Raw genomic sequence first — 25916 nt, 5'->3', positions numbered from 1 at the left:
TTAGGTACTACAAACCTCTATATCAATGTCACGACCAGAAAGACGGAGCCGTTTCTTCAAGTCTCGGCCCGCGACGAAACGGCGCGATCTTTTCGGTCAGGCCCGTGCGGTCGGAAATAGTCACGCCAACACCGCACAATGTTGCAGGTCCAGTCGCAGCCTCGAAGCGGCCTTTCGGCACTTTCGACAGGAACCGGTTGAGCGGCTCCTCCTTGTCCATGCCGAGCGAGGAATCATAATCGCCGCACATGCCGGCGTCGGAAATGTAACCCGTGCCGCCGTTGAGGATCTGATGATCGCCGGTCGGCTGGTGGGTATGGGTGCCGACGACGAGGCTGGCGCGGCCGTCGACGAAATGCGCGAAGCACATCTTCTCCGAGGTCGCTTCGGCGTGGAAGTCGATGACCACCGCATCGGCCTGCTCGCCGAGCGGACAGGCGGCCAGCTCGCGCTCACCAGCCTGGAACGGATCGTCGAGCTCCGGATGCATGAACACCCGGCCCATGATGTTGGCGACCAGGACCCTGGCCCCGCTCCTGGCGATATAAACGCCCGATCCGCGCCCGGGCGTGCCCCTGGGAAAATTGGAGGGGCGAAGGAAGCGCTCCTCGCGCGGCGCGAAGGCGAGCGCGTCGCGCTGGTCCCAGACATGGTTGCCCGTGGTCACGACGTCGGCGCCCGCCGCGATCGTCTCGCGAAAGATCTCCTCGGTGATGCCGAAACCGCCGGCGGCGTTCTCGCCATTGACGATGACGAAGTCGAGTTTGAAATCCGAGATCAGGCCAGGCAGTTGTTCCCACACCGCCGTGCGTCCCGTCTTTCCAACCATGTCTCCGAGGAAGAGAAGTCTCATATGATCCCGCACCGAAAGTCAGCGAAGCAAAAGCTGCATGACTCCAGCGAAAAGATCATGCCTCCATTATCTACAATTTCGGCGTGAAGCGGCGCAACCCGTTCTCTGTGAGTATTTCCGGGATGACGACGTCGTGGGGTTCATCCGGAACCTGCGGAACTTCCTGGCAGTCGAAGGCGATGCCGATCAGCCGGGGTGCATGCCCCTTGTCGACGAGCTTCGCGATGGCGCGGTCGTAATAGCCGGCGCCATAGCCGATGCGGTGACCGCGCGCATCGAACGCGGCGAGCGGCACCAGCATTACCTCGGGATCAAGCACCTCGGCCTCTTCATGGGGCCCAACCGTGCCGAAGCCCATGTCCACCATCGGCGCCCCGCGAACCAGCTCGCGAAAGACGATCGTGGTCTTGTCGAGAATGGCCGGCAGGCAAAGTCTCGCGCCCTTTTCGCGCAGGGCGAACATCAACGGCCTGACGTCGACCTCCGAACGCATCGGCCAGAAGCCGGATACGATCTGGCCGGGCTCGATAGCGAGATGATCGCGCGCCGTCTCGGCCATTTCGAGCGCTGCCTCGACCCGCCAGAATTCATCGAGCGCATCACGGCGTCCAAGCGCTTCGCGCCGCAGCTGTTTTTTCAGGTCTTTGAGAGATGTCATGCGCGGACGATAGAAAAGGCCGGATAGGGATGGCGTTTTAGGAGCGACGTTTTCTACCGCACCATCCACCGGAATGCATGGGCGCATGCAAGAGGTGACGATCCACGCGACCGGTGGAGAGAGCGATCCCGGGAACCTACAAAGTAGGTGGGCGCCGTGTGAGAAAACCCACGGGTCTTCCCAGGGACAGCTCCCTAAGGATCGTTAAGGCCCCGGGGAAAATGTTCTCCTGCCGGGAAGCGCAGACCGTCTCCCCCAATATAGGCCGATGGTCCCCCGAGCGCCAGAGAGTTGCCATTCTTTCCGTGCCGGGCTCGCGACGTCGCATCGCCGCCCCACTCTTGCGCCGGCCGGGCCGCCTCCTTACGGTCGCCCGGAATGAATGAAGGAGCAAAAATGCGTTTCGAAGGCACGGCGGCCTATGTCGCCGACAAGGACCTGATGGTGGCCGTCAACGCGGCGATCGCGCTGGAACGGCCCCTGCTGGTCAAGGGCGAGCCCGGCACCGGCAAGACCGAGCTTGCGCGCCAGGTGGCGGCGGCCCTCGGCCTCGAGCTCATCGAATGGCACGTCAAATCGACGACGCGGGCGCAGCAAGGTCTTTACGAGTACGACGCCGTGTCGCGGCTGCGCGACAGCCAGCTCGGCGATGCCAGGTTCAACGACATCAAGAACTACATCAAGCGCGGCAAGTTGTGGGAGGCGTTCGCGGCCGGCAAGAAGGTCGTGCTTTTGATCGACGAGATCGACAAGGCCGACATCGAATTCCCCAACGACCTCCTGCAGGAACTCGATCGCATGGAGTTCTTCGTCTACGAGACCGGCGAGACCATACGCGCCGCCGTGCGCCCCATCGTCATCATCACCTCCAACAACGAGAAGGAGCTGCCGGACGCTTTCCTGCGCCGCTGCTTCTTCCACTACATCCGTTTTCCCGACGTCGACACGCTGCACAGAATTGTCGACGTCCACTATCCCGGCATCAAGCAGAACCTGGTGCGGGCGGCCCTCACCCAGTTCTACGAAATCCGTGACGTACCCGGGCTGAAGAAGAAGCCTTCGACCTCCGAGGCGCTCGACTGGATCCGCCTGCTGGTCGCCGACGACATCGCGCCCGAGGATCTGCGCGCCGACCCCAAGAACGCGCTGCCCAAGCTGCACGGCGCCCTGCTGAAGAACGAACAGGACGTCCATCTGTTCGAGCGGCTGGCCTTCATGGCGCGGCGGCAGCAATAGGCAGGCAGCGATAGCGCTTTCCCCTTCTGTGGACCGTTGCTGCCGGCAAGATAGGAAGGCAGCTTCGGCCAGAACCCTTCGGAGGAATGAAATGTCTGAGATTATCGTCCGCCCGCTCGCGCAGTCCGACCACGCTGACTGGAAACGTCTGTGGACCGACTACCTCACCTTCTACGAAACCAAGCTGCCGGAAGAGGTCTACGCCGTCACCTGGAAACGGCTGTTCACGGAAGGCGAGTTCGAGCCGAAGGGCTTTATCGCCACGCTCGACGGCAAGGCGGTCGGCCTCACCCACTATCTCTACCATCGCTCAGGCTGGTCGGAGAAAAACAACTGCTATCTGCAGGACCTGTTCGCCGACCCGGACGTGCGCGGCAAGGGCATCGGCGCGGCGCTTATCAAGGCAGTGAAGGACACGGCGGAAAAAATCGGCGTCAAGAATGTCTACTGGATGACGCACGAAACCAACACCACCGCGCGCAAGCTCTACGACCATGTCGCGCGCAGGACCGGCTTCATCGAGTACGATCTGCTATAGATAGAAGATGTTCATCCCCTTCTTCCTCGAACTGAAGGCAGCACGCGTTCCCGTTTCGCTGCGGGAATATCTGTCGCTGCTGGAAGGATTGGAAGCCGGGCTGGTCGACTATGACGTCGAGGGTTTTTATTACCTTGCCCGCGCCGCCTTGGTGAAGGACGAGCGCCACATCGACCGCTTCGACCAGGTGTTCGCCCATGTCTTCAAGGGCATCGAGGCGCTGGGCGGACCGGATGCGGTCGACGTCGCCAACATCCCCGAGGAATGGCTGCGCCGGCTGGCCGAAAAACACCTGACCGAGGAAGAGAAAAGGCTGGTCGAGGCGCTGGGCGGGTTCGAGAAGCTGATGGAGACGCTGAAGCAAAGGCTCGAGGAGCAGAAGGGCCGCCATCAGGGCGGCTCGAAATGGATCGGCACCGGCGGCACCTCACCCTTCGGCGCCTATGGCTATAATCCCGAGGGCGTGCGCATCGGCCAGCACGAAAGCCGCAACCGCCGCGCGGTGAAGGTGTGGGACAAGCGCGAGTTCCGCAATTTCGACGATGCCGTCGAACTCGGCACCCGCAACATCAAGATCGCGCTGAAGCGGCTGCGCCGCTGGGTGCGCGAGGGCGCCGAGGAGGAGTTCGACCTGCCTGGCACCATCCACGCCACCGCCGAGCACGGCTATCTCGACGTGCAGACGCGACCCGAGCGGCGCAATGCCGTGAAACTGCTGATGTTCTTCGATGTCGGCGGCTCGATGGACGACCATATCAAGAGCGTGGAGGAGCTGTTTTCGGCGGCACGAGCCGAATTCCGCCAGCTCGAATATTTCTATTTCCACAACTGCCTCTACGAAGGCGTGTGGAAGGACAACCGGCGCCGCCATGCCGAGGTGATTTCGACCTTCGACCTCCTCCACAAATACGGCCCGGACTACAAGGTGATCGTCGTCGGCGACGCCTCGATGAGCCCTTATGAAATCGCCCACCCCGGCGGTTCGGTCGAGCACTGGAACCCGGAGGCCGGAGCCGTCTGGCTCGGCCGCGTGCTGCAGCAATGGCCGAACGCGGTATGGCTCAATCCGGAAAACCAGAAGAACTGGGGCTATACCCATTCGATCGCGATGATCCGCGACATCTTCGGCGGCCGCATGTTCCCGCTGACGCTGGCCGGGCTTGAAGCCGCCACGAAGCAGCTTTCTCGGAAACATTGATCTTGTCGAAGGTCCGCCGCTGGGCGAACCTGTAACAAATGCCTATGTTCATGCGAATATGAGTTGCAACCAATAACGAGCCGCCAAGGCTGAGGAGATCAAATGGACACCCACACCTACCCCGTCACCCGCACCGATGCCGAATGGCGTGCCCGGCTGACGCCGGAGCAGTATGCGGTCATGCGCGGCCACGGCACCGAGCGACCGGGAAGCTGCGCCCTGCTCTATGAGAAGCGCGCCGGCACCTTTTCCTGCGTCGGCTGCGACCAGCCGCTGTTCGAATCCAAGCTGAAGTTCGAGAGCGGCACCGGCTGGCCGAGCTTCAACGATCCGGTGCCGGGTTCGGTCGAGAACACCATCGACCGCAGCTACGGCATGGTCCGCACTGAATGCCACTGTGCTCGCTGCGGCAGCCATCTCGGCCATGTCTTCGAGGACGGCCCGCCGCCGACCGGCCTGCGCTACTGCATCAACGGCGTGGCGCTGACATTCGCGCCGGCGGCCTGAACGATATCCTGCAGCTTTCGGCAAAGGGCGGCTTCAGCCGCCCTTTTTCGTATGCGCTCAACTGAATCTCGCCTCAGACGACAACTGACGCGATCAGCCAGAGCGCCGAGCCCAGCATCATCAACAATGCCTTGGCGCCTGATGTCTCGGCCGTCCGCCAGACCGCGATGGTGAGAAAGATGTTGTAGGGCACCGGTGCGAAATGCACCGCCAGCACGAGACCGAGCGGCATCTTCAGCCCAAGCAGGATCAGCGCTGCCGCGGACGATGCGATGCTGATCCCCGTCCCGACCAGCAGCATGTCGCGCCAGAACAGCCGATCGATCGGCGCCAAGCCAAGCCAACGCGAGCGAAAGAAGGACCTGACGCCTTCCCGGGACACCGGCGCCTACCCCTGCCCGAGCACTTCGGTGACCGCGCGCTCGACACGCGAGCATTCGGTCACCAGCCAGTCGGTCATCGCCGGCCAGTTATCCTCGGCAAAGCAATTGACCCGCCACATCGAATTGATGCCGAGGCCCTCGCAGCTTTGTTCCGGCCGGAGCTTGAGCCGGTCCTCTATCTCTGGCTGGAACGGCTTCAGGCGCGACCAGCTTTGCGTCGCGCCGAACTTCTCGTTGCGGCCGAAGAAGACGCCGACATGGTTCTGCGCCGGCGCGACATACATGGAGATGACCAGGGCGAAGTCAGGCAACCCGCGCTGCCAGAACCAGGGTCCGCGCCGTGCCAGCCGGGCTCTTTCTTCCGGATGCCGCTCAGCGAACAGCGTCCAGAAACCGCGATGGCGGAATTCCGAGGCGCGACGGCCGCCGAAGTCGAATTCGCTCATGGTTCAAACCGTATCTCCCGCAACCGTATCGGGCACCGGGCGGTCAAAGCAATTCCAGGAAAGGTGTGAACGCTTTCCCCTGGGAATTGCGTCAACAAAGAGATAGGGCAGTTCGCCGTTTGCGTGAAACGGAGAACGCTCTGGTCCTACTCCATGCCGAGCGCGGCCATGTACAGGTCGAGGATCGCGTCCTCTTCCTGGCGTTCGGCCTGGTCCTTCTTGCGCAGACGGATGATGGTGCGTATCGCCTTGGTGTCGAAGCCGGTGCCCTTGGCCTCGGCGAACACTTCCTTGATGTCGTCGGCGATCGTCTTCTTTTCTTCCTCGAGCCGCTCGATGCGCTCGATGAGGGCACGCAGCTGGCCGGCGGCAACAGTCTGGCTGGTCTCGGTGATATCGTCGGCCATGTTCTTCTCCAAGGATTGTTTCTGCGCCGCGACTCGCAAAGTTGCCGGCAGCGAATTTCAGCGGTTCGATGCCCGACCGGGCGCGGCGGGTCAAGCCGTTATCGAACAGCTCGCCAAGGGCTGCCGACAGAAGCCGACAGCCTGCCCGCGCTTTCGCGCGCTTTCAGTTGAAGGCGATCAGCAGATCCTTGGCATCGATCTGGTCGCCGGCCTTGACCAGCACCTCGGCGACGGTACCGTCGCGCTCTGCATGCAGAGCCGTCTCCATCTTCATGGCTTCGATGGAGAGCAGCACGTCACCCGCCTTCACCGCCTGGCCGGTCGTGACGGAAAGGGCGGAGACCACGCCCGGCATCGGCGCGCCGACATGTGCCTCGTTGCCCGGCTCGGCCTTGCGGCGGGCCTTGGCGGCGGAAGCGCCATGCGCCCGGTCAGGCACCTTCACGCGACGCGGCTGGCCGTTGAGTTCGAAGAACACGGTGACCATGCCCTTCTCGTCGACATCGCCGATGGCGAGGCAACGCACGACCAGCGTCTTGCCTTTCTCGATGTCGATGAAGATCTCGTCTTCGGACTTCATGCCGTAGAAATAGGTCGGCGTCGGCAGGACGCTGACCGGGCCGTAGGTCTCTTGCGCACTGGCAAAGTCGGTGAACACCTTCGGATACATCAGCCATGAGGCGAACTCGTATTCCGAGAGTTTGCGCTCGAGCTTCTCCTCGATTTCCTTGCGGTTGGCCTTGAGGTCGGCCGGCTTGAGCAGCGATCCGGGCCGCGCCGTGATCGGCTTGTCGCCCTTCAGCGCCTTCTTCTGCAGCGCCGCCGGCCAGCCGCCCGGCGACTGGCCGAGATCGCCGCGCAGCATCGAGACGACCGAGTCCGGGAAGGCGATGTCCCTGGCCGGATTCTCGACATCGGCGACAGTCAGGTCCTGGCTCACCATCATCAGCGCCATGTCGCCGACGACCTTGGACGACGGCGTCACCTTGACGATGTCGCCGAACATCAGGTTGACGTCATGATAGGTCTGCGCCACCTCGTGCCAGCGCGTCTCCAGTCCGAGCGAACGCGCCTGTTCCTTGAGGTTGGTGAACTGTCCGCCCGGCATTTCGTGCAGGTAGACTTCCGAAGCCGGCCCTTTCAGGTCGCTTTCGAAAGCGGCGTACTGGTTGCGCACCGCTTCCCAATAGAACGAGATCTTGCGGATCCATTGCGGGTCGAGGCCCGGGTCACGTTCGGTGCCCTTCAGCGCCTCGACGATCGACCCCAGGCAAGGCTGCGATGTGTTGCCGGAGAAAGCATCCATCGCCGCGTCGATGGCGTCGACGCCGCTCTCCACCGCCGCCAGCACGGTCGCCGCCGACAGGCCCGACGTGTCATGGGTGTGGAAATGGATCGGCAGGTCGGTCGCCTCGCGCAGCGCCTTGAACAGCACGCGCGCCGCCGCCGGCTTCAGCAGCCCGGCCATGTCCTTGACGGCGATGATGTGGGCGCCGGCGGCCTGCAGTTCGCTCGCCAGCCCGACATAATATTTCAGATCGTACTTGGCCCGCGCCGGGTCGAGAATATCGCCGGTGTAGCACATCGCCGCTTCGATCAGCTTGCCCTCGGCGCCGACGGCGTCCATGGCGACGCGCATGTTCTCGACCCAATTCAGGCAATCGAAGACGCGGAACAGATCGATACCGCCGCTCGCCGCCTGCTTGACGAAATGCTGCACGACATTGTCGGGATAGTTGGTGTAGCCGACGCCGTTGGCGCCACGCAGCAGCATCTGCAGCAGCAAATTGGGGGCCGCCTCGCGCACCAGCGAGAGCCGCTCCCACGGATCCTCGGTGAGGAAGCGCATGGCGACGTCGAAGGTGGCACCGCCCCAGCATTCGAGCGACAGAAGCTGCGGCAGGGCGCGTGCATAGGTACCGGCAATGCCGGCGATGTCGTGTGTGCGCACGCGCGTGGCCAGCAGCGACTGGTGGCCGTCACGCATCGTCGTGTCGGTGACCAGCACCTCTTTCTGTTCGCGCATCCAGGCGGCGAATTTCTCCGGCCCGAGCACGTCGAGCTTCTGCTTGCTGCCGCCGGGCACATTGCCGTTGAGGTAGGGCACGACGGGTGCTGCCGCATCGGCCTTTGGCATCGGTCGGCCGCGCGTCTCGGGATGGCCATTGACGCTGACATCGGCCAGGTAGTTGAGCAGCTTGGTCGCGCGGTCCTGGCGCTTGACCTGTTGGAACAGTTCCGGCGTCGTGTCGATGAACTTGGTCGTATAGGAATTGTCCGCGAAGCTCGGGTGGTTGATGATCGCTTCGAGGAAGGTGAGGTTGGTGGCGACGCCGCGGATGCGGAACTCGCGCAGCGCGCGGTTCATGCGGGCAATCGTCTCGGCCGGTGTTGGCGCCCACGCCGTCACCTTTTCCAGCAGCGGATCGTAGAAGCGGGTGATGACCGCGCCTGAATAGGCGGTGCCGCCATCGAGGCGGATGCCGAAGCCGGTGGCGCCGCGATAGGCGGTGATGCGGCCATAGTCCGGAATGAAATTGTGCTCGGGATCCTCGGTGGTGATGCGGCACTGCAAGGCATGGCCATTCAGCCTGATGTCCCTCTGCGCCGGCACGCCCGATTGCGGTGTGCCGATGGCGAAACCGTCGAGGATGTGGATCTGCGCCTTGACGATGTCGATGCCGGTCACCTGCTCGGTGACGGTATGCTCGACCTGGATGCGCGGATTGACCTCGATGAAATAGAATTTTCCGGTATCGGCATCCTGCAGGAACTCGACCGTGCCGGCACCGATATAACTGGTTTCGCGCGCTATCTTCAGCGCATGGCCGCAAAGCTCCTCGCGCTGCGACATTTCGAGATAGGGAGCGGGCGCCCGTTCGACGACCTTCTGGTTGCGGCGCTGGATCGAGCAGTCGCGCTCGAACAAGTGCACGACATTGCCGTGCGTATCGCCAAGCACCTGCACCTCGACATGGCGGGCGCGTTCGATCAGCTTTTCGAGATAGACCTCGTCCTTGCCGAAGGCGGCCTTGGCCTCGCGCTTGCCTTCCGTGACTTCGCGGGCCAGATCTGCCTCGGACCTGATAGCGCGCATGCCGCGTCCACCGCCGCCCCACGAGGCCTTCAGCATCACCGGATAGCCGATCTCCTTGGCCAGTGTCTTGACCGCTTCCATATCGTCCGGCAACGGATCCGTGGCTGGGATCACCGGCACGCCGACCTCGATGGCGAGGTTGCGCGCCGCGACCTTGTTGCCAAGGCGGCGCATCGTGTCCGGCTTCGGGCCGATGAAGGTGATGCCGGCTTGCGCGCAGGCTTCGGCGAATTCGGGGCTTTCGGACAGCAGCCCGTAGCCCGGATGGATGGCATCGGCGCCTGAAAGCCTGGCGACGCGGATCACTTCCTCGATCGACAGATAACTCTCGATCGGCCCCATGTCCTTGTTGAGATGCGGGCCTCGCCCGACCTGGTAGCTTTCGTCGGCCTTGAAGCGGTGCAGCGAATATTTGTCTTCCTCGGCCCAGATCGCCACGGTTTTGAGGCCCAGTTCGTTGGCCGCGCGAAAGACGCGGATGGCGATTTCTGACCGGTTGGCGACGAGGATCTTCGTGATTGCCAAGGACTGGGCTCCAGCAGCGGAAGGGACGGGAAATCGGTGCAATGATTAGCGTGAAAATGCTGCAGTGCAAACAAAATCAATACTGCTTTAAACCGATTTAAATCAATTATCCGGCCAACACTCGCATGCCTTGACCCGAACCGGCGGAACAAGGGCGACAATTCCAATCCTGGATGCGCTCTTGCCCGGCCAGGAAGAAGGTCATCGGCCGCCGCGGAGCGCCAAAGAAAATGCCCGGCGCAACGCGCCGGGCATCATGGATATCAGACTGCTGGAGCAGCTTATTTCGGGAACCAGGAATACTTTCCGTCGTCCTTCTTCTTCCACTCGTACATGATGTAGCCCGGCAGCTTCGGGTCGCCCTTGGCGTCATAGGCAAGATCGCCCAGAACGGTCGGGTACGGTCCGTTTTCATGCAGTGCCTTGGCAACAGCCTGCGGATCGTTCGACTTGGCGTTGGTGGCCGCCTCGGCGATCGCCTGCACGGCGGCATAGGCGTAGAGCGTGTAGGCCTCGGGCTCGAAGCCCTGCGCGCGGAACTTCTCGACGAGTTCCTTGTTGGCAGGGATCAGGCGCGGGTCGGGACCGAACGTGTTGAGCGTGCCGGCGACAGCGTCGCCCGCGATCGCGGCAAGTTCGTCGGTGACGATGCCGTCACCCGACATCAGCGTTGCCTTGAGGCCCTGGTCCGCCGACTGGCGGATGATCAGGCCGGCTTCGGTGTGCAGGCCGCCCCAGTAGATCAGGGTGACGCCGGCTTCCTTCATCTTGGCGATCAGCGCCGAGAAGTCCTTGTCGCCGACATTGACGCCTTCATACATCACTTCCGTGACGCCGGCGGCATTCATCGCCTTCTTGGTTTCATCGGCAAGGCCCTGGCCGTAAGGCGTCTTGTCGTGCACGACGGCGACCTTGGCATCCTTGAAATTCGCGGCGATATAGGCGCCGGCGATGCCGCCCTGCTGGTCGTCGCGTCCGCAGGTACGGAACACGTTCCACAGGCCACGCTCGGTGAACTTCGGATTGGTCGCGGCCGGCGTGACTTCGACGATGTTGTTTTCAGCGTAGACTTCCGAGGCCGGGATCGACACGCCCGAGTTGAAGTGGCCGACCACGAACTTGACGCCGTCGCCGACGAACTTGTTGGCGACCGAGATGCCCTGCTTCGGATCGGAGACGTCGTCGCCGACTTCGAGCTTGATCTGCTCGCCGTTGATGCCGCCCTTGGCATTGATCTCGGCGACGGCCGCCTCGGCGCCCTTCTGCAGCTGTGCGCCGAACGCCGCGTTCGGGCCGGTGATCGGGCCGGCGACGCCGAACATTACATCAGCCCACGCGTTGCCGCCGAACGCGACGAGCGCGGTCAGGGCCACGGCGGACAAAAGTGACTTTTTCATTTAAACGCTCCCATTAACGGAGTGGGCGTGGATGAAGCTTTCATGCGATGCCCACCCTTATCGCAGAAAGCATAGTTTGCCGATTTTCAGGCACTTGTCACGCCGATTCATCCCTGACGCGGCGTTAATGATGAGCCTCAACCTTTGGGTTTCCAGCTCAAGATTGAAGCTCTTTCGTAGAGCCAATTATACTGTGTGACCATCTGGTTGGTTCGTGTGTATTGATAGCCGACGAAGCCCAGTATCATCAGTACGATGGTGTCGACGATATAGTAATGCAGCGAGAACATCGTGCCGTTGAACAGCGCATGGTGGATGAAGCGGATGCCGATGCCGAGCCCGATCAGATAAGCGAACAGCTGGATGAAGCTGCGCCATGTCTGGGCGCTGGCCTTGCCGGTCATCCAGGCTGCCCAGCCGCCGAGCAGGCAGGTGACGAAGAAGAACTGCCAGATTGACGGTTCTTCGTAGAGAATGCCTTGCATGGTGAGGACTCCTGAACTCAGTGATGTCCGCCTTCGAGATAGGCGGCGCGCACTTCCGGATTGGCGAGCAGTTCCTTGCCGGTGCCGCTCATCGTCACATTGCCGTTGACCATGACATAGCCGCGCGTGGCGAGCTTCAGCGCGCCGAAGGCGTTCTGCTCGACCAGGAACACGGTCAGCCCTTGCGTGCGGTTCAATTCGCGGATGGCATCGAAGATCTGCTTGACGATCAGCGGCGCCAGCCCCAGCGACGGCTCGTCGAGCAGAAGCAGTTTCGGCCGCGCCATCAGCGCGCGTCCGATCGACAGCATTTGCTGCTCGCCGCCCGACAGCGTGCCGCCGCGCTGGGCGATGCGCTCCTTCAGCCGCGGGAACAGCGTGAACACCTTCTCGACGTCCTCGTCATAGTGCTTGAGGTTGTCGAGGCTGGCGCCCATCTGCAGGTTTTCCATCACCGTCATGCGCGGGAAGATGCGCCGACCTTCGGGTGATTGCGCTATGCGCATGCGCGCGATTTCGTGCGTCGGCAATTGGGTGATGTCGGTGCCGGCGAAGGTGATGGTGCCCGTGCGGGCGCGCGGAGCCCCGAAGATGGTCATCATCAGCGTCGACTTGCCGGCGCCGTTGGCGCCGATCAGCGCCACGATCTCGCCCTCGTTGACGGAGACATCGACGCCGTTCAGCGCCCGGATGTTGCCGTAGTAGGTCTCAACGCCCTTGATATCGAGCAGCCTTGTCCCGGCCATTATTTGCCCCCTCCACGCTTGCTCGACACAGGTTTGGCCGCAGCCTTCCCCGAAGCCGCACTTGCGGTCTTCCCCGAAGCCGCACTTGCGGTCTTCGATGCCGCACTGGCACTCTTTGCCGAAGCATGGCTGGTCGCCACCTTGCCCGCGTCGACACGGCGCGAGAATTCCGTATCCTTGCCCTGACCGAGCAGCTTGGCCTGCTTGACCCACTCCTCGCGCGCGATCCGCCCGTCGAAGGCGAGATAGGCTTCGGCCGCCTCGACATCGGCCTTCTTCCAGGCGCCGATCTGGTCGAAGTGGAAGATGCCGTGTTCGTTGAGCTTCTTCTCGTTGACCGTGCCGATGCCCTTGATGCGGGTCAGATTGTCCGCCTTGCCGCCACGAGGGGCGGCGAGGCGGTTCGAAATGCCTTCGGCCTTTGCCGCGGGCGCCTTGGTGGCGGTTTTCTTCGGTGCGGCCTTCGCCGCTCCGACGTTCGCGGCCGGCCTTGATGGTGTCCCGACGGGTTTGCTCGCCACGGTGGCCGCGCGGGCATCGACCTGCGCCGCTTTCGAGGCGCCCTTCGACACAGTAACGCGCTCCCCATCGCTGTGTCCGACGGTGTCGGTCACCGGCCCTGCCAGGTAGGACGACGATGTCCCCGGGCCATGCGCGGCATCCGGCCCGATGTCGAGCTGTTCGATGACGTCCTCATCGCCGACCTCGGTCAGCACGGTCTCGACCTCCTCGTCGTCGACGCCGAGATAGGCGGCGATGACGCGCGGATCGGTGCGCACCGACTGCGGATTGCCGTCGGAGATCTTGCGGCCGTATTCCAGCACCACGACGTGGTCGGAAATCTGCATGACCACCGACATGTCGTGCTCGATCAGGAGGATCGAGGTGCCGGTCGTATGCTTGATGTCCATCAAGAGTTCGTTGAGTGCCGCCGATTCCTTCGGATTGAGGCCGGCCGCCGGCTCGTCGAGGCACAGAAGCTCGGGCCCGGTGCACATGGCACGCGCGATCTCGAGACGCCGCTGCGCGCCATAGGGCAGGTCGCCGGCCGGATCGTCGGCCCGGTCGACGAGATCGGCCTTCTCGAGCCAGTGCCTGGCCAGGTCCACCGATTCGGCCGAGGCCTTGCGGTAGCCGCTGAAGCCGAACAGGCCCAGGATCGTATAGCCCGATGCCTTCATCAGCTTGTTGTGCTGGGCGACCAAAAGGTTCTCCAGCAGCGTCATGCCCGAGAACAGGCGGATGTTCTGGAAGGTACGCGCCACCTTGGCGCGCGCCGGGATCTCATGGTTGGGCAACCGTTCGAGCAGATAGCTCGAACCGTCGGCACGGTTGAGCGTGATCATGCCTTCCGACGGCTTGTAGAAGCCGGTGATGCAGTTGAACACGGTGGTCTTGCCGGCGCCGTTGGGGCCGATCAGCGCCGTGATCTCGCCGCGCCTGGCGGTGAAGGACAGGTCGCCGATGGCGACCAGGCCGCCGAACTTCATCGACAGATGATCGACCTGCAGGATGGATTCTTTCATTTGCGTGGTCGCATTCATCAGCCGTGGCCCTCCTTGGTGAAGGAGCTTGAGACAGCTCTTCGCTCCTTGAGGAAGGCGGTTGGTTCACGACTGCCGACGAAACCGCGCGGCTTCCACAGCATGACGATGACCATGGCCATGCCGAACAGAAGCATGCGGTAGAGTTCCGGCGTGAAATCAGGCCCGAAGACCTGCTTGAGGAAGTCGAGTTCGCGCAGCGCCTCGGTGCCCCCGATCATCACCATCGCGGCGACCGCGATGCCGACCAGCGACCCCATGCCGCCGAGCACGACGATGGCCAGGATGATGGCCGATTCCAGGAAAACGAAGGATTCGGGGCTGACGAAACCCTGCCGCGCGGCGAAGAACGAGCCGGCGAACCCGCCGAACATGGCGCCGGTGGCAAACGCCGTCAGCTTGGTCGTCGTCGTGTTGATGCCGAGCGAGCGGCAGGCGATCTCGTCCTCCCGCAGCGCTTCCCATGCACGGCCGACTGGCATGCGCCGCAGCCGGATCGTGACGAAGGCGGTGAGCAGCGCCAGCCCCAGGATCAGGTAGTAGAGGAAGATCTTGTAGTAGGCGCTCGATGTCGCGAGGTGCAGAACCTTGGCAATGTAGTTGGGGTCTGAAACGTTGAAGGTCATCAGGCCGAAGAAGGTGACTTTCGGAATGCCGGAGATGCCGGCCGAGCCGTTGGTCACGTCGCGCCAGTTGATCAGCACCAGGCGGATGATCTCACCGAAGGCGAGCGTCACGATCGCCAGGTAGTCGCCGCGCAGGCGCAGCACGGGGAAGCCGAGCAGCACCCCCCACAGCGCCGCCATGGCGCCCGCCGCCGGCAGCAGGATCCAGAAAGACAGGCCGAAATGGGTGGCGAGAAGCGCGTAGGCGTAGGCGCCGACCGCGTAGAAGGCGACGTAGCCGAGGTCGAGCAGGCCGGCGAGGCCGACGACGATGTTCAGTCCCCAGGCCAGCATCACATAGATCAGGATCTGGATGCCGAAATTGTCGACCCATTTCAGCGAGCCCTGCAGCCCGGTGGCGACAGACCACGACATGAGCGACAGCACGACGACGACAAGAATCGGATAGAGCACCAGCGCGGCAATGCCGAGCTTGGTGAAGTTGGCATGGATGAAGCCACGGAAATAGTAGATCACGCAGGCCAGCGCATAGATCACCGCCAGGGCGCGCAGGAATTGCAGGTAGCCGGCCGGTTCCGCTCCCACCCATCCGGCGAGCGAGCTGTTGAACACGAACAACAGCACCGCCGCGACAATGGCCCCGATGAAGGCCGGCAGCGTGAAGAAACGTGACGCCACGCTGGCCGGCAACAGGCCGGTGGCTACGTTGGCGACCTTCTGGTTGGCCATGAAGGGTTGGCCGTAGGCGACGTAGAGGAAGCGTCCGACCGCGGTCGCGATGACCACGGCGGCGAGCAGGCCCCAGCGCTGCACGACGACCAGTTCATTGGACATGTTCTGGTCGGTTCTGAGCCCGATGAACAGCACGAACAGGCCAAGCGCGATGGCGCCGGCATAGAAGGCCTCGCGCAATGCGCGCGAAAAGGGGTTGGCGACGGTGTCGCGGTCGGGAGAAACGGTCACGGCCATGGTCTCAGACCTTTTCGACTTCTGGCCGGCCCAATATGCCGGAAGGCAGGAAGATCAGCACGATGGCCAGGATCGAGAATGCCGCCACGTCCTTGTAGTCGATCGAGAAATAGGCCGACCACATGCTCTCGATGAAGCCGATCAGCAGCCCGCCGAGCACGGCACCGGGAAGCGAGCCGATGCCGCCAAGCACCGCCGCGGTGAACGCCTTCACCCCTGGGACGAAGCCGTCGGAGAAGGCGATGACGCCGTAATACATCAGGAACAGCGTGCCGGCGACGGCGGCAAGGGCCGCGCCCATGATGAAGGTGATCGAGATGGTGCGGTCGACATCGATGCCGAGCAGCGCGGCCATCTTGCGGTCCTGCTCGCAGGCGCGCTGGGCGCGGCCAAGCGAGGTCCTGTTGACCAGGTACCAGAACAGCGCCAGAAGCAGCGCCGTGACGACGACGATGATAATCTGCTTGAGCGACACGCTGACGCCGTTGATGTTGTAGACCTGGCTGACCATCGGCGGGATCGGCTTGTTGCGCGGGCCTTGCGTGACCTGGACGAAGTTCGACAGCGCGATCGACATGCCGATGGCGGTGATCAGCGGCGCCAGCCGGAACGAACCGCGCAGCGGCCTGTAGGCCACCTTCTCGATCGTCCAGTTATAAAGGCTGGTGAGCAGCATCGCCACGATCATCATGACCAGCAGCGCGATGACCACGGGCACGGAGTAAAACAGCGCGCCGAGGATGAGGAAGACGATCAGCGCCGTGAAGGCGCCCACCATGAAAATGTCGCCATGGGCGAAGTTGATCATGCCGATGATGCCGTAGACCATCGTGTAGCCGATCGCGATCAGCCCATAGATCGATCCCAGCGTCAGCCCGTTGATAAGCTGCTGGACAAAGTACTGCATGTGTACATGGCTCCCCTGGAATGTCGCCCATGCAGACGCATCCCTTTTCGTATTTCCCCTAGTCGTAAAGTTTCGAGCCCGGATTGCAACGTGATTTTTTTGATCGCCCCGCGTGTTTCCGATTCACGTCGTTCCGACCGCCCATTCTTTGCACCCGACCCTGGACTATCGCGGACCCTATCATTGGCATAACGCAATGTCCTTGATGATTCAGACGTATAATGCGCTCCGTTTCGAAGAAACTGCCGTCAAAATTAGGTGATGGGACGAATCGTTGCGTTCCTGGCAGGGTTCATTCTTTTGCCGCATACCTTTCCGCAAGGGCAGGATTCCTCCTACTTGACAACAAAACCATGCGCGAACGGATCGCGGTCATCGATGAAGATCGTGTTCAGTCCGGTCATCCGTGCCCAGCCTCCGATGGAGGGAATGATCGCCGGCTTGCCAGCCACGGTGACCTCCTTTTCGACCTTGCCCTTGAACAGCGAACCGATGATCGATTCATGCACGAAGGTATCGCCGGCCTTCAGCTTGCCCTTGGCATGAAGCTGCGCCATGCGCGCCGAGGTGCCGGTGCCGCACGGTGAACGGTCGATCGCCTTGTCGCCGTAGAAGACGGCATTGCGGGCATCGGCCCCTTCCACCGTCGGCTCGCCCGTCCACAGCATGTGCGAGAGCCGGTTGATGCCGGGGTTTTCCGGATGCACGAAGGTGTATTTCTCGTTGAGCCGCTGCCGCACCACCGGGCTCCATGCGATAAGGTCGCCGGCCGAATAATCCGCCATGTCGCGAAAATTCTTCTGCGGCTCCACGATGGCGTAGAAATTGCCGCCATAGGCGACATCGACGGTGATCTCGCCGAGCCCGGGACATTCGACCGTCAGGCCTTCGGCATGGAGGAACGACGGTACGTTGGTGATGCGCACCTCTTCGACATATTCGCCGACCTGTTTGTATTCGGCGATGACCAGGCCGGCTGGCGTGTCGAGCCTCAGCACACCTGGCGTCTTCGGCTTGATCAGCCCGTGTTCGATCGCCATTGTCACCGTGCCTATGGTGCCGTGGCCGCACATCGGCAGGCAGCCGGAGGTTTCGATGAACAGGATCGCGATGTCGCAATCCTCGCGCGTCGGCGGATAGAGGATCGAACCCGACATCACGTCATGGCCGCGCGGCTCGAACATCAGGCCGGTACGGATCCAGTCATACTCGGCGAGGAAGTGCGCGCGCCTTTCCATCATGGTCGAGCCGGCAAGCAGCGGGCCGCCGCCGGCGACCAGCCGCACCGGATTGCCGCAAGTGTGGCCGTCGATGCAGAAGAAGGATTTCTTGGCCATGTCGCTCCTCGAAAATCAAAACCGTTGTGGGCTGAAAGGGGCCAGATCAACCGGCGGAGTCTGCCCCAGGACGAGTTCCCGGATCAACCGCCCGGTCGCCGCCGCCTGGGTCAGGCCGAGATGGCCATGGCCGAAAGCATAGACAACCGACCGGCTTCCCGGCGCCTTGCCGATGACAGGCACCGAATCCGGCAGTGAGGGCCGGAACCCCATCCATTCGCGGCCGCCGGACGGGTCGAGCCCCGGCAGGAATTGCTGCGCCTTCCGCAACAGCGCTTTCGACCGGTTGAAATTGGGCGGCCGCTCGATACCGCCGAGTTCCACCGCACCGCCGACGCGCAGGCCGGTTTCGAGCGGCGTGATGACGAAGCCATGGCCTGAGAAGATCAGTTGCCGCCTCACGTCGAAGGCGCTCCGCGGCAAGGTCGTATTGTAGCCGCGCTCGGTCTCCAGCGGGATGCGGTCGCCGAGCTGCCGCGCCAAGAGATGCGACCAGGCGCCGGCCGCGACCACGAGCTGCCTGGCTTGCCGGCTCGTGCCGTCGGCCAGTGTCAGCGTCGCGCCATTCTGGTCCGTCGCCACCCGGTCGATGCGGGCCATTTCAAAGCGGGCACCCTTGGCCTCGGCGTAAGCCCATATCGCCTTGCCGAGCAGCTTGGGATCGGCGACCGTCTTCCAGCCCGGCACGAAGGTGCCCTTGATGAAGCGCGGTGAAAGGCCCGGCTGCAGATCCGCCAGACTTTCGCCCTCGACATGGCGGAAGCCGATGCCGAAACGTTCGCGCGCCGCCCAGCCCGGCAACGAGGCGCGGAACTCGGCTTCGCTTTCATAGAATTCGAGCGAGCCATCCTCGCGCAGCATGCCCCTTGTACCGGAACGATCGAGCAGGCCCATCCATTCCGCTTCGGCAAGCTTCATCATGCCGGCCTGGGCGGCGAGGCTGGCCTCGTATTTCGCCGGTGCGCCGGCGCGCCAGAAGCGGATCAGCCAGGGCAGCAGCTTGGGCAGGTAGGCGGGTGGAATGCTGAGTGGGCCGAGCGGATCGGCCAGCCATTTCGGCAGATTCTTGATCATGCCCTTGTGCGCCAGCGGCAGCACGTCGGAGAAGGCAAAGGCGGCGGCATTGCCGGAACTCGTTTCCTCACAGATGCCGGTGCGGTCGAAGACCGTTACGTTTCGCCCTGCCTCGGCAAGGAAGGCCGCCGCGCAGATGCCGATGATGCCGCCGCCGATGATGGCGATGTCTTCCGCTTCCCCCCGGTCCCGGGGAGAAGGTGCCCAAAGGGCTGATGAGGGGCGGCGCCCCCCGTCTGGAGATTTGGAATTTCCCTGCACGTCGATGCTGCCTCTCCCCTGACCGCGACCATCTTCTCCCGGTGAACAGGGAGAAGAAAGCCCTCAGAACTGCGGCAGCTTCGGACGAACCGCCAGAGCGTCCTTGACGATCTTCTCGACCGCCTTGCGGCGATCGCCCGACAGGGGCTGGCGCGGCATGCGCACACGGTCATTGGTGTTGATGGCGAAGACTTCCGCGAGCTTGATGTTCTGCACCAGATAGGTCGAGACGTCGAGGTCGAGCAGCGGCCGGAACCAGCGGTAGATGGCGAGTGCCTCCTCGCGGCGGCCCTGCTTCATCAGCTGATAGATGGCGACGGTCTCGCGCGGGAAGGCGGTGACCAGGCCGGCCACCCAGCCGATGGCGCCGACCGACAGCGCCTCGAAAGCCAGATTGTCGACACCGGTGAACAGGTCGTAGCGGCTGCCCAGGCGATTGATGATCTCGGTCGAGCGGCGGATGTCGTCGGAGGATTCCTTGATGGCGACGAAGCGCTTGTCCGATGCCAGCTCCTCCATCTGATCGACGGTGACGTCGACACGGTAGGCAAGCCGGTTGGAATAGATCATGACCGGCAGGTCGCCGGCTTCGGCGACGGCGCGCAGCGCCGCGACCGTCTCTTCCGCGTTGGTGTGGTAGATCGGGCTCGGCACCACCATGAGGCCGTTGGCGCCTTCCTTGGCGGCGCGCTTGGCAATGCTGGCCGCCTCGCGGGTGCCCGCCTCGTTGACCGTCAGCAGCACCGGCTTCTTGCCGGCGACTTTCTGCGCGGTCTTCAGTACCTCGATCTTCTCGTCATGCGACAGCATCGGCCCTTCGCCGAGCGAGCCGCAGACTATGATGCCGTCGCAGCCGGCCTCCATCTGCAGGTTGAAGCAGCGCTCCATCTCGGCGTGATCGAGCCGATCGTCGGCGGTGAACTTGGTCGTGACTGCAGGGAAAACTCCGGTCCACATAGCTATCTCTCCATCTGATATATCAGTCGTATATCTATTAAGAAAGCCGCTGTCAATGCGGAATCTGTTATGATATATTCTAGATATATCAGGAGACCGCCTTTGATATCCATCGAACCAGGATCGGCATCCGAGCCGGCCGCGACCAAGGCCTACCGCGTGCTCGAGCACATGATCGTCACGCTCGAGCTGGCGCCGGCGAGCTTTGTCACCGAGGGCGCGCTCATCGAAAGGCTGGCGCTCGGCCGCACGCCCGTGCGCGAGGCGATCCAGCGACTGGCTTGGGAAGGGCTGCTCGACGTCAGGCCACGCGCCGGCATCGCGATCGCGCCGCTGCATCCCGGCGACTGGCTGCGCGTTCTCGACGCCCGGCGCGGCGTCGAGGTGGTGCTTGCCCGCTCGGCCGCCCGCTTCGTCACCCGCGAGGCCGCCGACCTGTTTCACGAGGCGGCGCTGGCCATGCAGAAGGCGGTCATCTCAGGCAATGTGCTTGCCTTCATCCAGGCCGACAAGGCGCTCGACGAAGCCCTGGCGCTGGCCGCCGACAACCCGTTCGCCGCCCGGCTGGCAGCGCCGCTGCAGACCCACAGTCGCCGCTTCTGGTTCCGCTACAAGGCCGATACGGGCCTGGCCGAGTCAGCCGAGCATCACGTCGCGCTGATCCGCTCGATCCTGGACGGCGACGAGGAGGCCGCGGCCAAGGATGCCAAGCGGCTGATGGCGCTGCTGCGCGGTCATGCCGAGACGGCGGCGACGCGCTGAACGGGCGATCAGATCCCTTGCGCGGCGGCGATGGCGGTGTTCTCCCATCCATCACCGGTCGCGAAGATGCAGCTTCGGCCCTTCACATCGGTCACCAGCATGGACCAGGTCCCGCTCGCCGAAACATAGATCTCGACAACGGCGGCTTGGCCGACAACACCGTAGCCGATCTGCTTCTGTTGAAAGGCCTGCGCCAGTCCCGCGACGATGTCGCTGTGGCCGCCGCAGATAAACTGCGCCTGCGCCGATAGCGTCGACAGCGCCAGCGCGGCGCCGATTACAGCTATCCTGATCCATCGAAACGAAAATTTGTGTGCCATTTGGCACCTCCTTCGCCTTGGCGTTCCGGCAAAGGGAGGCACTGGGGCAGCCTCAATACACCGGAACGCTCCAGGCCGGGTTCGACGTCTTCATCACGTCACTCCTTCTGGTTTCCGGTCTGTCGTCAGGGAACTTTATCATTCCCTGGAATCGATATGGTGAGGTCCCGATCCGAAAACAAGCGTCATTTCTGAGCTCGCGGCGCAATGCAGACGACGACCCCCGTCAAGCTTCCTCGGGGTCGCGGAGTGCCGCCCATTTCAACAAGGCGTCGAGGGCCGGGCACAGGGCCTGGCCCCAATCGGTCAGGCAGTACTCGACCTTGGGCGGCACCTGGTGATGCACGATACGGCGCACGATGCCGTCGCTCTCCATCTGCCGCAGCTGCTGGATCAGCATTTTCTGCGAGATCGCCGGGATCGCCCGTTCGAGGTCGGAAAAGCGCAGCACCTTGCCGCCGAACAGGTGAAACAGGATCACCAGCTTCCAGCGGCCCTCGAGGATACGCAGCACATTCTCGACGCCGCTCGCCGCCGACAACGGCGTCAGTGTCTCGGACTTGCTCTCAGGGCCAACCTTACTTTCAGGCCCGACCTTGCTTTCCGTCCCAACCTTACTTTCGGGCCCAGGCTTACTTTCAGGTAAGTACCTTACTTTTTCGTCGGTTCTTGTCATTTCACCAGCATATCTCATTTTAGAAGCCGGACAAGCGCCGCCGGCCTCCGCCGGCGGCGGCAACCCGCACCGGAGACGACACCATGACCGAAAACCTTCCGCGGCCGCTGGCCAACTATTTCGCCGCCAAGAACAGGCATGACATCGACGCCATGCTGGCGCCCTTCGCGTCGGACGCCACGGTCAAGGACGAAGGCAAAACCCATCGGGGTCCGGCCGCCATCCGCGGCTGGATGGAGGAGACGACACGCAAATACCGGGTGACCGTCGAGGTCGCCGACGCGACGGTCCATGGCGATGCATGGCGGATCGCCGGCATCGTGTCAGGGAATTTCCCCGGCAGCCCTGCGACGCTCCACTACGTCTTCACGCTGGCCGGCGACCGGATCGCGCGGCTGGAGATCGGCGCATGACCATCGTCCAGAAATTTGCGTTCGACGACCGGGAATTTGCCGGCAAGCGCGTTCTGGTCACCGGCGGCACCAAGGGCGCCGGCGAAGCCATCGTGCGCAGGCTTTCGGCGGCAGGCGCGATCGTTCTCACCACTGCCCGTTCAGCGACCGAAGCATCATCGCAAGAGCTGTTCGTGCAGGCCGATGTGAGCACTTTGGCGGGTACCGAGACAGTAGCCGCGGCCATAATGAAGCAGCTTGGTGGCATCGACATCGTCGTACACAGCGTCGGCGGTTCGAAAAGCCCCGGCGGCGGATTTGCCGAACTGACCGATCAGCTCTGGCAGGACGAACTCAGCCTCAATCTGCTGGCGGCGGTGCGGCTCGATCGCTTGCTGATTCCCGGCATGATCGAGCAAGGCGCAGGCGTGATCATCCACATATCGTCGATCCAGCGCCGCCTGCCGCTGCACGAATCCACCATCGCCTATGCGGCGGCCAAGGCAGCCCTTTCAACCTACAGCAAGGCGCTGTCCAAGGAACTTGGCCCGAAGGGCATCCGGGTCAACAGCGTGGCGCCGGGCTGGATCCACACCAGCGCATCGGAAGCCATGGTGAAGCGGCTGGCATCCCACTCGGGCTCGGATGAGGCAACCGCCCGCCAGGGCATCATGGATGCGCTGGGCGGCATCCCGATCGGCCGGCCGGCATGGCCGCAAGAGGTCGCGGAACTTGTGGCATTTCTTGTCTCGGACCGCGCTTCGGCAATCCACGGCGCCGAATACGTCATCGACGGCGGCACGATTCCAACGGTGTGACGTCATGCAAAGGAAAAGGGCGCGACAAAAGCCGCGCCCTGATCGTGAAACAGATATCGGACTTAGTTCATCGTCGGGATGACGAATTCCGCACCGTCCTTGATGCCCGCCGCGCGCCCCGCAGCCGAAGGCGAGGACGCGCAAACGAAAAACCGTCCGGCTAGTTCATCGTCGGGATGACGAACTCCGCACCGTCCTTGATGCCCGCCGCGCGCCCCGCAGCCGAAGGCGAGGACGCGCAAACGAAAAACCGTCCGGCTAGTTCATCGTCGGGATGACGAACTCGGCACCGTCCTTGATGCCGGACGGCCAGCGCGAGGTCACCGTCTTGGTCTTGGTGTAGAAACGGAAGGCATCGGCACCATGCTGATTGAGGTCGCCGAAGGAAGACGCCTTCCAGCCGCCGAACGTGTAATAGGCGATCGGCACCGGGATCGGCACGTTGACGCCGACCATGCCGACCTGGACACGGCTTGCGAAGTCACGCGCGGCGTCGCCGTCGCGGGTGAAGATGGCGACGCCATTGCCCATTTCGTGGTCGTTGGCGAGCTTGATCGCGCTCTCATAGGTCGGGGCGCGCACCACCGAGAGCACCGGCCCGAAGATCTCTTCCTTGTAGATGCGCATGTCTGCCGTGACGTTGTCGAACAGGCAGCCGCCCATATAGTAGCCGTTCTCGTAGCCCTGCATCTTGAAGCCGCGGCCGTCGACGACCAGCTTGGCGCCTTCCTTGACGCCGGTGTCGACATAACCCTTCACGCGCTCCAGCGCCTGCGCCGTCACCAGCGGGCCGAAATCCGCGGCCGAATCCGTCGACGGGCCGACCTTCAGGCTCTCGACACGCGGAACCAGCTTCTCCATCAGCCGGTTGGCGGTGTCGTTGCCGACCGGAACCGCCACCGAGATCGCCATGCAGCGTTCGCCGGCCGAGCCGTAGCCGGCGCCGATCAGCGCGTCGACGGTCTGGTCCATGTCGGCGTCGGGCATGATGATCATGTGATTCTTGGCGCCGCCGAAGCACTGCACGCGCTTGCCGGCGGCCGTGCCGCGCGAATAGATGTAGTGGGCGATCGGCGTCGAGCCGACGAAGCCGACGGCCTTGATGTCGGGATCGTCGAGGATGGCATCGACGACTTCCTTGTCGCCATTGACGACGTTGAGGATGCCTGCCGGCAGGCCGGCCTCGAGGAACAATTCGGCGATGCGGATCGGCACGCCCGGGTCACGCTCGGACGGCTTCAGGATGAAGGCATTGCCGCATGCAATCGCAGGCGCGATCTTCCACAGCGGGATCATCGCCGGGAAGTTGAACGGCGTGATGCCGGCGACGACGCCGAGCGGCTGGCGCATCGAGTAGACATCGATGCCGGGGCCGGCGCCGTCGGTGAACTCGCCCTTCATCATATGCGGCGCGCCGATGCAGACCTCCACCACTTCGAGGCCGCGCTGGATGTCGCCCTTGGCGTCGGCGATCGTCTTGCCGTGCTCGCGCGCCAGTATGTCGGCCAGTTCGTCATAGTCGCGGGCGACCAGTTCGAGGAATTTCATCAGCACGCGCACGCGGCGCTGCGGGTTGGTGGCGGCCCATTTCGGCTGCGCCGCCTTGGCATTCTCGACCGCCGCGCGCAGTTCCGCCTGCGAGGCCAGCGCCACCGTGCCGCGCACGGAACCGTCCATCGGCTGCATGACATCCTGCTTGCGGCCGCTGGTGCCGGCGACACGCTTGCCGCCGATGAAATGACCGTATTCGATCATGATTTCTCTCCCTGGGTTTGTGATGCTGCATTGTCCGCCTTTGCGGGGTCGAAGGCAACGCGAGGGAGAACGCAACCGTTGTGCGAAAATTAGATATCGATTGACGAGCGCGCATCAATTCTCGCAAATAGCGGCCACAACATATCTCCTGGGGGATTCCCATGAACTGGGACGACGTCCGCATCTTTCTCGCCGTCGCCCGCGCCGGTCAGATCCTTGGCGCCGCCAGGCGGCTGGAGCTCAACCACGCCACCGTGTCGCGCCGCATCGCCGCGCTCGAAGACGCGCTGCGTACGAAACTCTTTCGCCGGCTGACCACCGGCAGCGAACTGACGCCCGCCGGCGAGCGCTTCCTCGATATTGCCGAGCGCATGGAGGGCGACATGATCGCCGCGCGTTCGACCATTGCCGGCGAGGACGACGTTTCGGGCACGGTGCGCATCGGAGCACCCGATGGCTTCGGCGTCGCCTTCCTGGCCAGGCGTCTCGGCGAACTGACCGCACTGCATCGCGAGCTGACGATCCAGCTCGTGCCGGTGCCGCGCTCCTTCTCCCTGTCCCGGCGCGAGGCCGATATCGCCATCACCGTCGAGCGGCCGACGGAAGGCCGGCTGGTGGCCGGAAAGCTGGTCGACTATTCGCTCGGCCTGTTTGCGTCGCGGACCTATGCCGATGCCAATGGTCTGCCCAAGACCGCCGCCGAACTCGGCCAGCACACGCTCATCGGTTATGTTCCGGATCTTATCGTCAGCCCATCGCTCGACTACGCGGCCGAGTTCAGCACCGACTGGCGCACCAGCTTCGCCATTTCCTCCGCGCTCGGCCAGGCCGAAGCGGTGCGCTCGGGCGCCGGCATCGGCATCCTGCACACCTTCGTCGCGCGTTCGATGCCGGAACTGGTGGCCGTCGATGTGGTAGCGCCCATCCGCCGCGCCTACTGGCTGGTCTATCACGAATCGGTCAGGCCGCTGCGCCGCATCCAGATTGTCGCCAGCTTCATCACCAAGGCGGTTGAGCGGGAAAGAAGCCTCTTCCTGTGAAA

At 63.3% G+C, this 25916-nt stretch carries 26 protein-coding genes and 1 other RNA gene; 8 read left to right on the top strand and 19 right to left on the bottom strand.

What is annotated here, in order from left to right; genetic code table 11:
• Positions 1-28 precede the first annotated feature (28 nt).
• The 3 genes from AC07UC_RS07225 to ssrS form a co-directional block, all read right to left on the bottom strand.
• Positions 29-853, bottom strand: coding sequence for a TIGR00282 family metallophosphoesterase (locus AC07UC_RS07225; RefSeq protein WP_056575335.1), 825 nt, complete (start codon positions 851-853; stop codon positions 29-31).
• A 70-nt stretch (positions 854-923) separates the two neighbouring features.
• Positions 924-1511, bottom strand: coding sequence for a 5-formyltetrahydrofolate cyclo-ligase (locus AC07UC_RS07220; RefSeq protein WP_140776529.1), 588 nt, complete (start codon positions 1509-1511; stop codon positions 924-926).
• Positions 1512-1606: 95 nt separating this feature from the next.
• Positions 1607-1762, bottom strand: a non-coding RNA gene (ssrS, locus tag AC07UC_RS07215) — 6S RNA.
• A gap of 145 nt (positions 1763-1907) precedes the next feature.
• Between ssrS and AC07UC_RS07210 the strand changes: the two genes are divergently transcribed.
• The 4 genes from AC07UC_RS07210 (at position 1908) to msrB (ending at position 4990) form a co-directional block, all read left to right on the top strand.
• The gene (locus AC07UC_RS07210) at positions 1908-2747 is read left to right on the top strand and encodes an AAA family ATPase (RefSeq protein ID WP_140776531.1); all 840 of its coding nucleotides are present in this window, start codon (positions 1908-1910) and stop codon (positions 2745-2747) included.
• A 91-nt stretch (positions 2748-2838) separates the two neighbouring features.
• Positions 2839-3285: a GNAT family N-acetyltransferase gene (locus AC07UC_RS07205; protein ID WP_140776534.1), complete on the top strand. Its 447-nt coding sequence runs from the start codon at positions 2839-2841 to the stop codon at positions 3283-3285.
• A gap of 7 nt (positions 3286-3292) precedes the next feature.
• Entirely contained in the window at positions 3293-4483 is a 1191-nt protein-coding gene (locus tag AC07UC_RS07200; RefSeq protein ID WP_494904860.1) for a vWA domain-containing protein, read from the top strand.
• A gap of 102 nt (positions 4484-4585) precedes the next feature.
• Positions 4586-4990, top strand: a complete 405-nt coding sequence (msrB, locus tag AC07UC_RS07195) for a peptide-methionine (R)-S-oxide reductase MsrB (RefSeq protein WP_202325532.1) — start codon at positions 4586-4588, stop codon at positions 4988-4990.
• A gap of 73 nt (positions 4991-5063) precedes the next feature.
• On the opposite strand, the gene AC07UC_RS07190 is transcribed toward msrB, so the two are convergent.
• The 13 genes from AC07UC_RS07190 to AC07UC_RS07130 form a co-directional block, all read right to left on the bottom strand.
• The gene (locus AC07UC_RS07190; RefSeq protein ID WP_494904859.1) at positions 5064-5372 is read right to left on the bottom strand and encodes a hypothetical protein; all 309 of its coding nucleotides are present in this window, start codon (positions 5370-5372) and stop codon (positions 5064-5066) included.
• A 6-nt stretch (positions 5373-5378) separates the two neighbouring features.
• The gene (locus AC07UC_RS07185; RefSeq protein WP_140776542.1) at positions 5379-5819 is read right to left on the bottom strand and encodes a hypothetical protein; all 441 of its coding nucleotides are present in this window, start codon (positions 5817-5819) and stop codon (positions 5379-5381) included.
• A gap of 146 nt (positions 5820-5965) precedes the next feature.
• Positions 5966-6226 (bottom strand): DUF2312 domain-containing protein, encoded by a 261-nt coding sequence (locus AC07UC_RS07180; RefSeq protein ID WP_027053014.1) that lies wholly within the window; start codon positions 6224-6226, stop codon positions 5966-5968.
• A 163-nt stretch (positions 6227-6389) separates the two neighbouring features.
• On the bottom strand, positions 6390-9848 hold the full coding sequence (pyc, locus tag AC07UC_RS07175) for a pyruvate carboxylase (protein ID WP_494904857.1): 3459 nt from the start codon (positions 9846-9848) through the stop codon (positions 6390-6392).
• 281 nt (positions 9849-10129) lie between these two features.
• Entirely contained in the window at positions 10130-11245 is a 1116-nt protein-coding gene (locus AC07UC_RS07170; protein WP_140776546.1) for a branched-chain amino acid ABC transporter substrate-binding protein, read from the bottom strand.
• Positions 11246-11382: 137 nt separating this feature from the next.
• A complete protein-coding gene (locus AC07UC_RS07165) occupies positions 11383-11730 on the bottom strand; it encodes a DUF6867 family protein (RefSeq protein WP_140776548.1) in 348 nt (115 codons plus the stop codon).
• 17 nt (positions 11731-11747) lie between these two features.
• The gene (locus AC07UC_RS07160; RefSeq protein WP_140776550.1) at positions 11748-12476 is read right to left on the bottom strand and encodes an ABC transporter ATP-binding protein; all 729 of its coding nucleotides are present in this window, start codon (positions 12474-12476) and stop codon (positions 11748-11750) included.
• The gene (locus AC07UC_RS07155; RefSeq protein ID WP_494904856.1) at positions 12476-14020 is read right to left on the bottom strand and encodes an ATP-binding cassette domain-containing protein; all 1545 of its coding nucleotides are present in this window, start codon (positions 14018-14020) and stop codon (positions 12476-12478) included. The genes AC07UC_RS07160 and AC07UC_RS07155 overlap by 1 nt, the downstream gene beginning before the upstream one ends.
• A complete protein-coding gene (livM, locus tag AC07UC_RS07150; RefSeq protein WP_140776554.1) occupies positions 14020-15615 on the bottom strand; it encodes a high-affinity branched-chain amino acid ABC transporter permease LivM in 1596 nt (531 codons plus the stop codon). The genes AC07UC_RS07155 and livM overlap by 1 nt, the downstream gene beginning before the upstream one ends.
• Before the next feature lie 4 nt (positions 15616-15619).
• Positions 15620-16522: a branched-chain amino acid ABC transporter permease gene (locus tag AC07UC_RS07145; RefSeq protein WP_140776556.1), complete on the bottom strand. Its 903-nt coding sequence runs from the start codon at positions 16520-16522 to the stop codon at positions 15620-15622.
• 335 nt (positions 16523-16857) lie between these two features.
• Positions 16858-17859: a 4-hydroxyproline epimerase gene (locus AC07UC_RS07140; RefSeq protein WP_494904854.1), complete on the bottom strand. Its 1002-nt coding sequence runs from the start codon at positions 17857-17859 to the stop codon at positions 16858-16860.
• A gap of 15 nt (positions 17860-17874) precedes the next feature.
• Entirely contained in the window at positions 17875-19194 is a 1320-nt protein-coding gene (locus tag AC07UC_RS07135; RefSeq protein ID WP_494904852.1) for an NAD(P)/FAD-dependent oxidoreductase, read from the bottom strand.
• A gap of 63 nt (positions 19195-19257) precedes the next feature.
• Positions 19258-20151 carry a dihydrodipicolinate synthase family protein gene (locus AC07UC_RS07130; RefSeq protein ID WP_494904850.1) on the bottom strand — a complete coding sequence of 298 codons (894 nt, stop codon included), beginning with the start codon at positions 20149-20151 and terminating at the stop codon, positions 19258-19260.
• Positions 20152-20220: 69 nt separating this feature from the next.
• Between AC07UC_RS07130 and AC07UC_RS07125 the strand changes: the two genes are divergently transcribed.
• Positions 20221-20913 carry a GntR family transcriptional regulator gene (locus tag AC07UC_RS07125; protein ID WP_483120293.1) on the top strand — a complete coding sequence of 231 codons (693 nt, stop codon included), beginning with the start codon at positions 20221-20223 and terminating at the stop codon, positions 20911-20913.
• An 8-nt stretch (positions 20914-20921) separates the two neighbouring features.
• Here the strand turns inward: AC07UC_RS07125 and AC07UC_RS07120 are convergent, their stop codons facing one another.
• Positions 20922-21233, bottom strand: a complete 312-nt coding sequence (locus AC07UC_RS07120; RefSeq protein WP_494904847.1) for a hypothetical protein — start codon at positions 21231-21233, stop codon at positions 20922-20924.
• A gap of 226 nt (positions 21234-21459) precedes the next feature.
• On the bottom strand, positions 21460-21783 hold the full coding sequence (locus AC07UC_RS07115) for a winged helix-turn-helix transcriptional regulator (RefSeq protein WP_181180148.1): 324 nt from the start codon (positions 21781-21783) through the stop codon (positions 21460-21462).
• 209 nt (positions 21784-21992) lie between these two features.
• Between AC07UC_RS07115 and AC07UC_RS07110 the strand changes: the two genes are divergently transcribed.
• Positions 21993-22322 carry a nuclear transport factor 2 family protein gene (locus AC07UC_RS07110; protein ID WP_202325525.1) on the top strand — a complete coding sequence of 110 codons (330 nt, stop codon included), beginning with the start codon at positions 21993-21995 and terminating at the stop codon, positions 22320-22322.
• Entirely contained in the window at positions 22319-23119 is an 801-nt protein-coding gene (locus AC07UC_RS07105; RefSeq protein WP_494904845.1) for an SDR family oxidoreductase, read from the top strand. The genes AC07UC_RS07110 and AC07UC_RS07105 overlap by 4 nt, the downstream gene beginning before the upstream one ends.
• Before the next feature lie 258 nt (positions 23120-23377).
• Here AC07UC_RS07105 and AC07UC_RS07100 read toward each other — a convergent pair whose 3' ends face one another.
• Positions 23378-24874, bottom strand: a complete 1497-nt coding sequence (locus AC07UC_RS07100; protein WP_140776570.1) for a CoA-acylating methylmalonate-semialdehyde dehydrogenase — start codon at positions 24872-24874, stop codon at positions 23378-23380.
• A gap of 161 nt (positions 24875-25035) precedes the next feature.
• Here AC07UC_RS07100 and AC07UC_RS07095 point away from each other — a divergent pair, with 161 nt between their 5' ends.
• Positions 25036-25914, top strand: coding sequence for a LysR family transcriptional regulator (locus AC07UC_RS07095; protein ID WP_494904843.1), 879 nt, complete (start codon positions 25036-25038; stop codon positions 25912-25914).
• Positions 25915-25916 lie beyond the last annotated feature (2 nt).

It is taken from the genome of Mesorhizobium sp. GW821-FHT04C10 (assembly GCF_059420305.1).
This window is presented reverse-complemented; position numbering and strand designations above follow the sequence as displayed.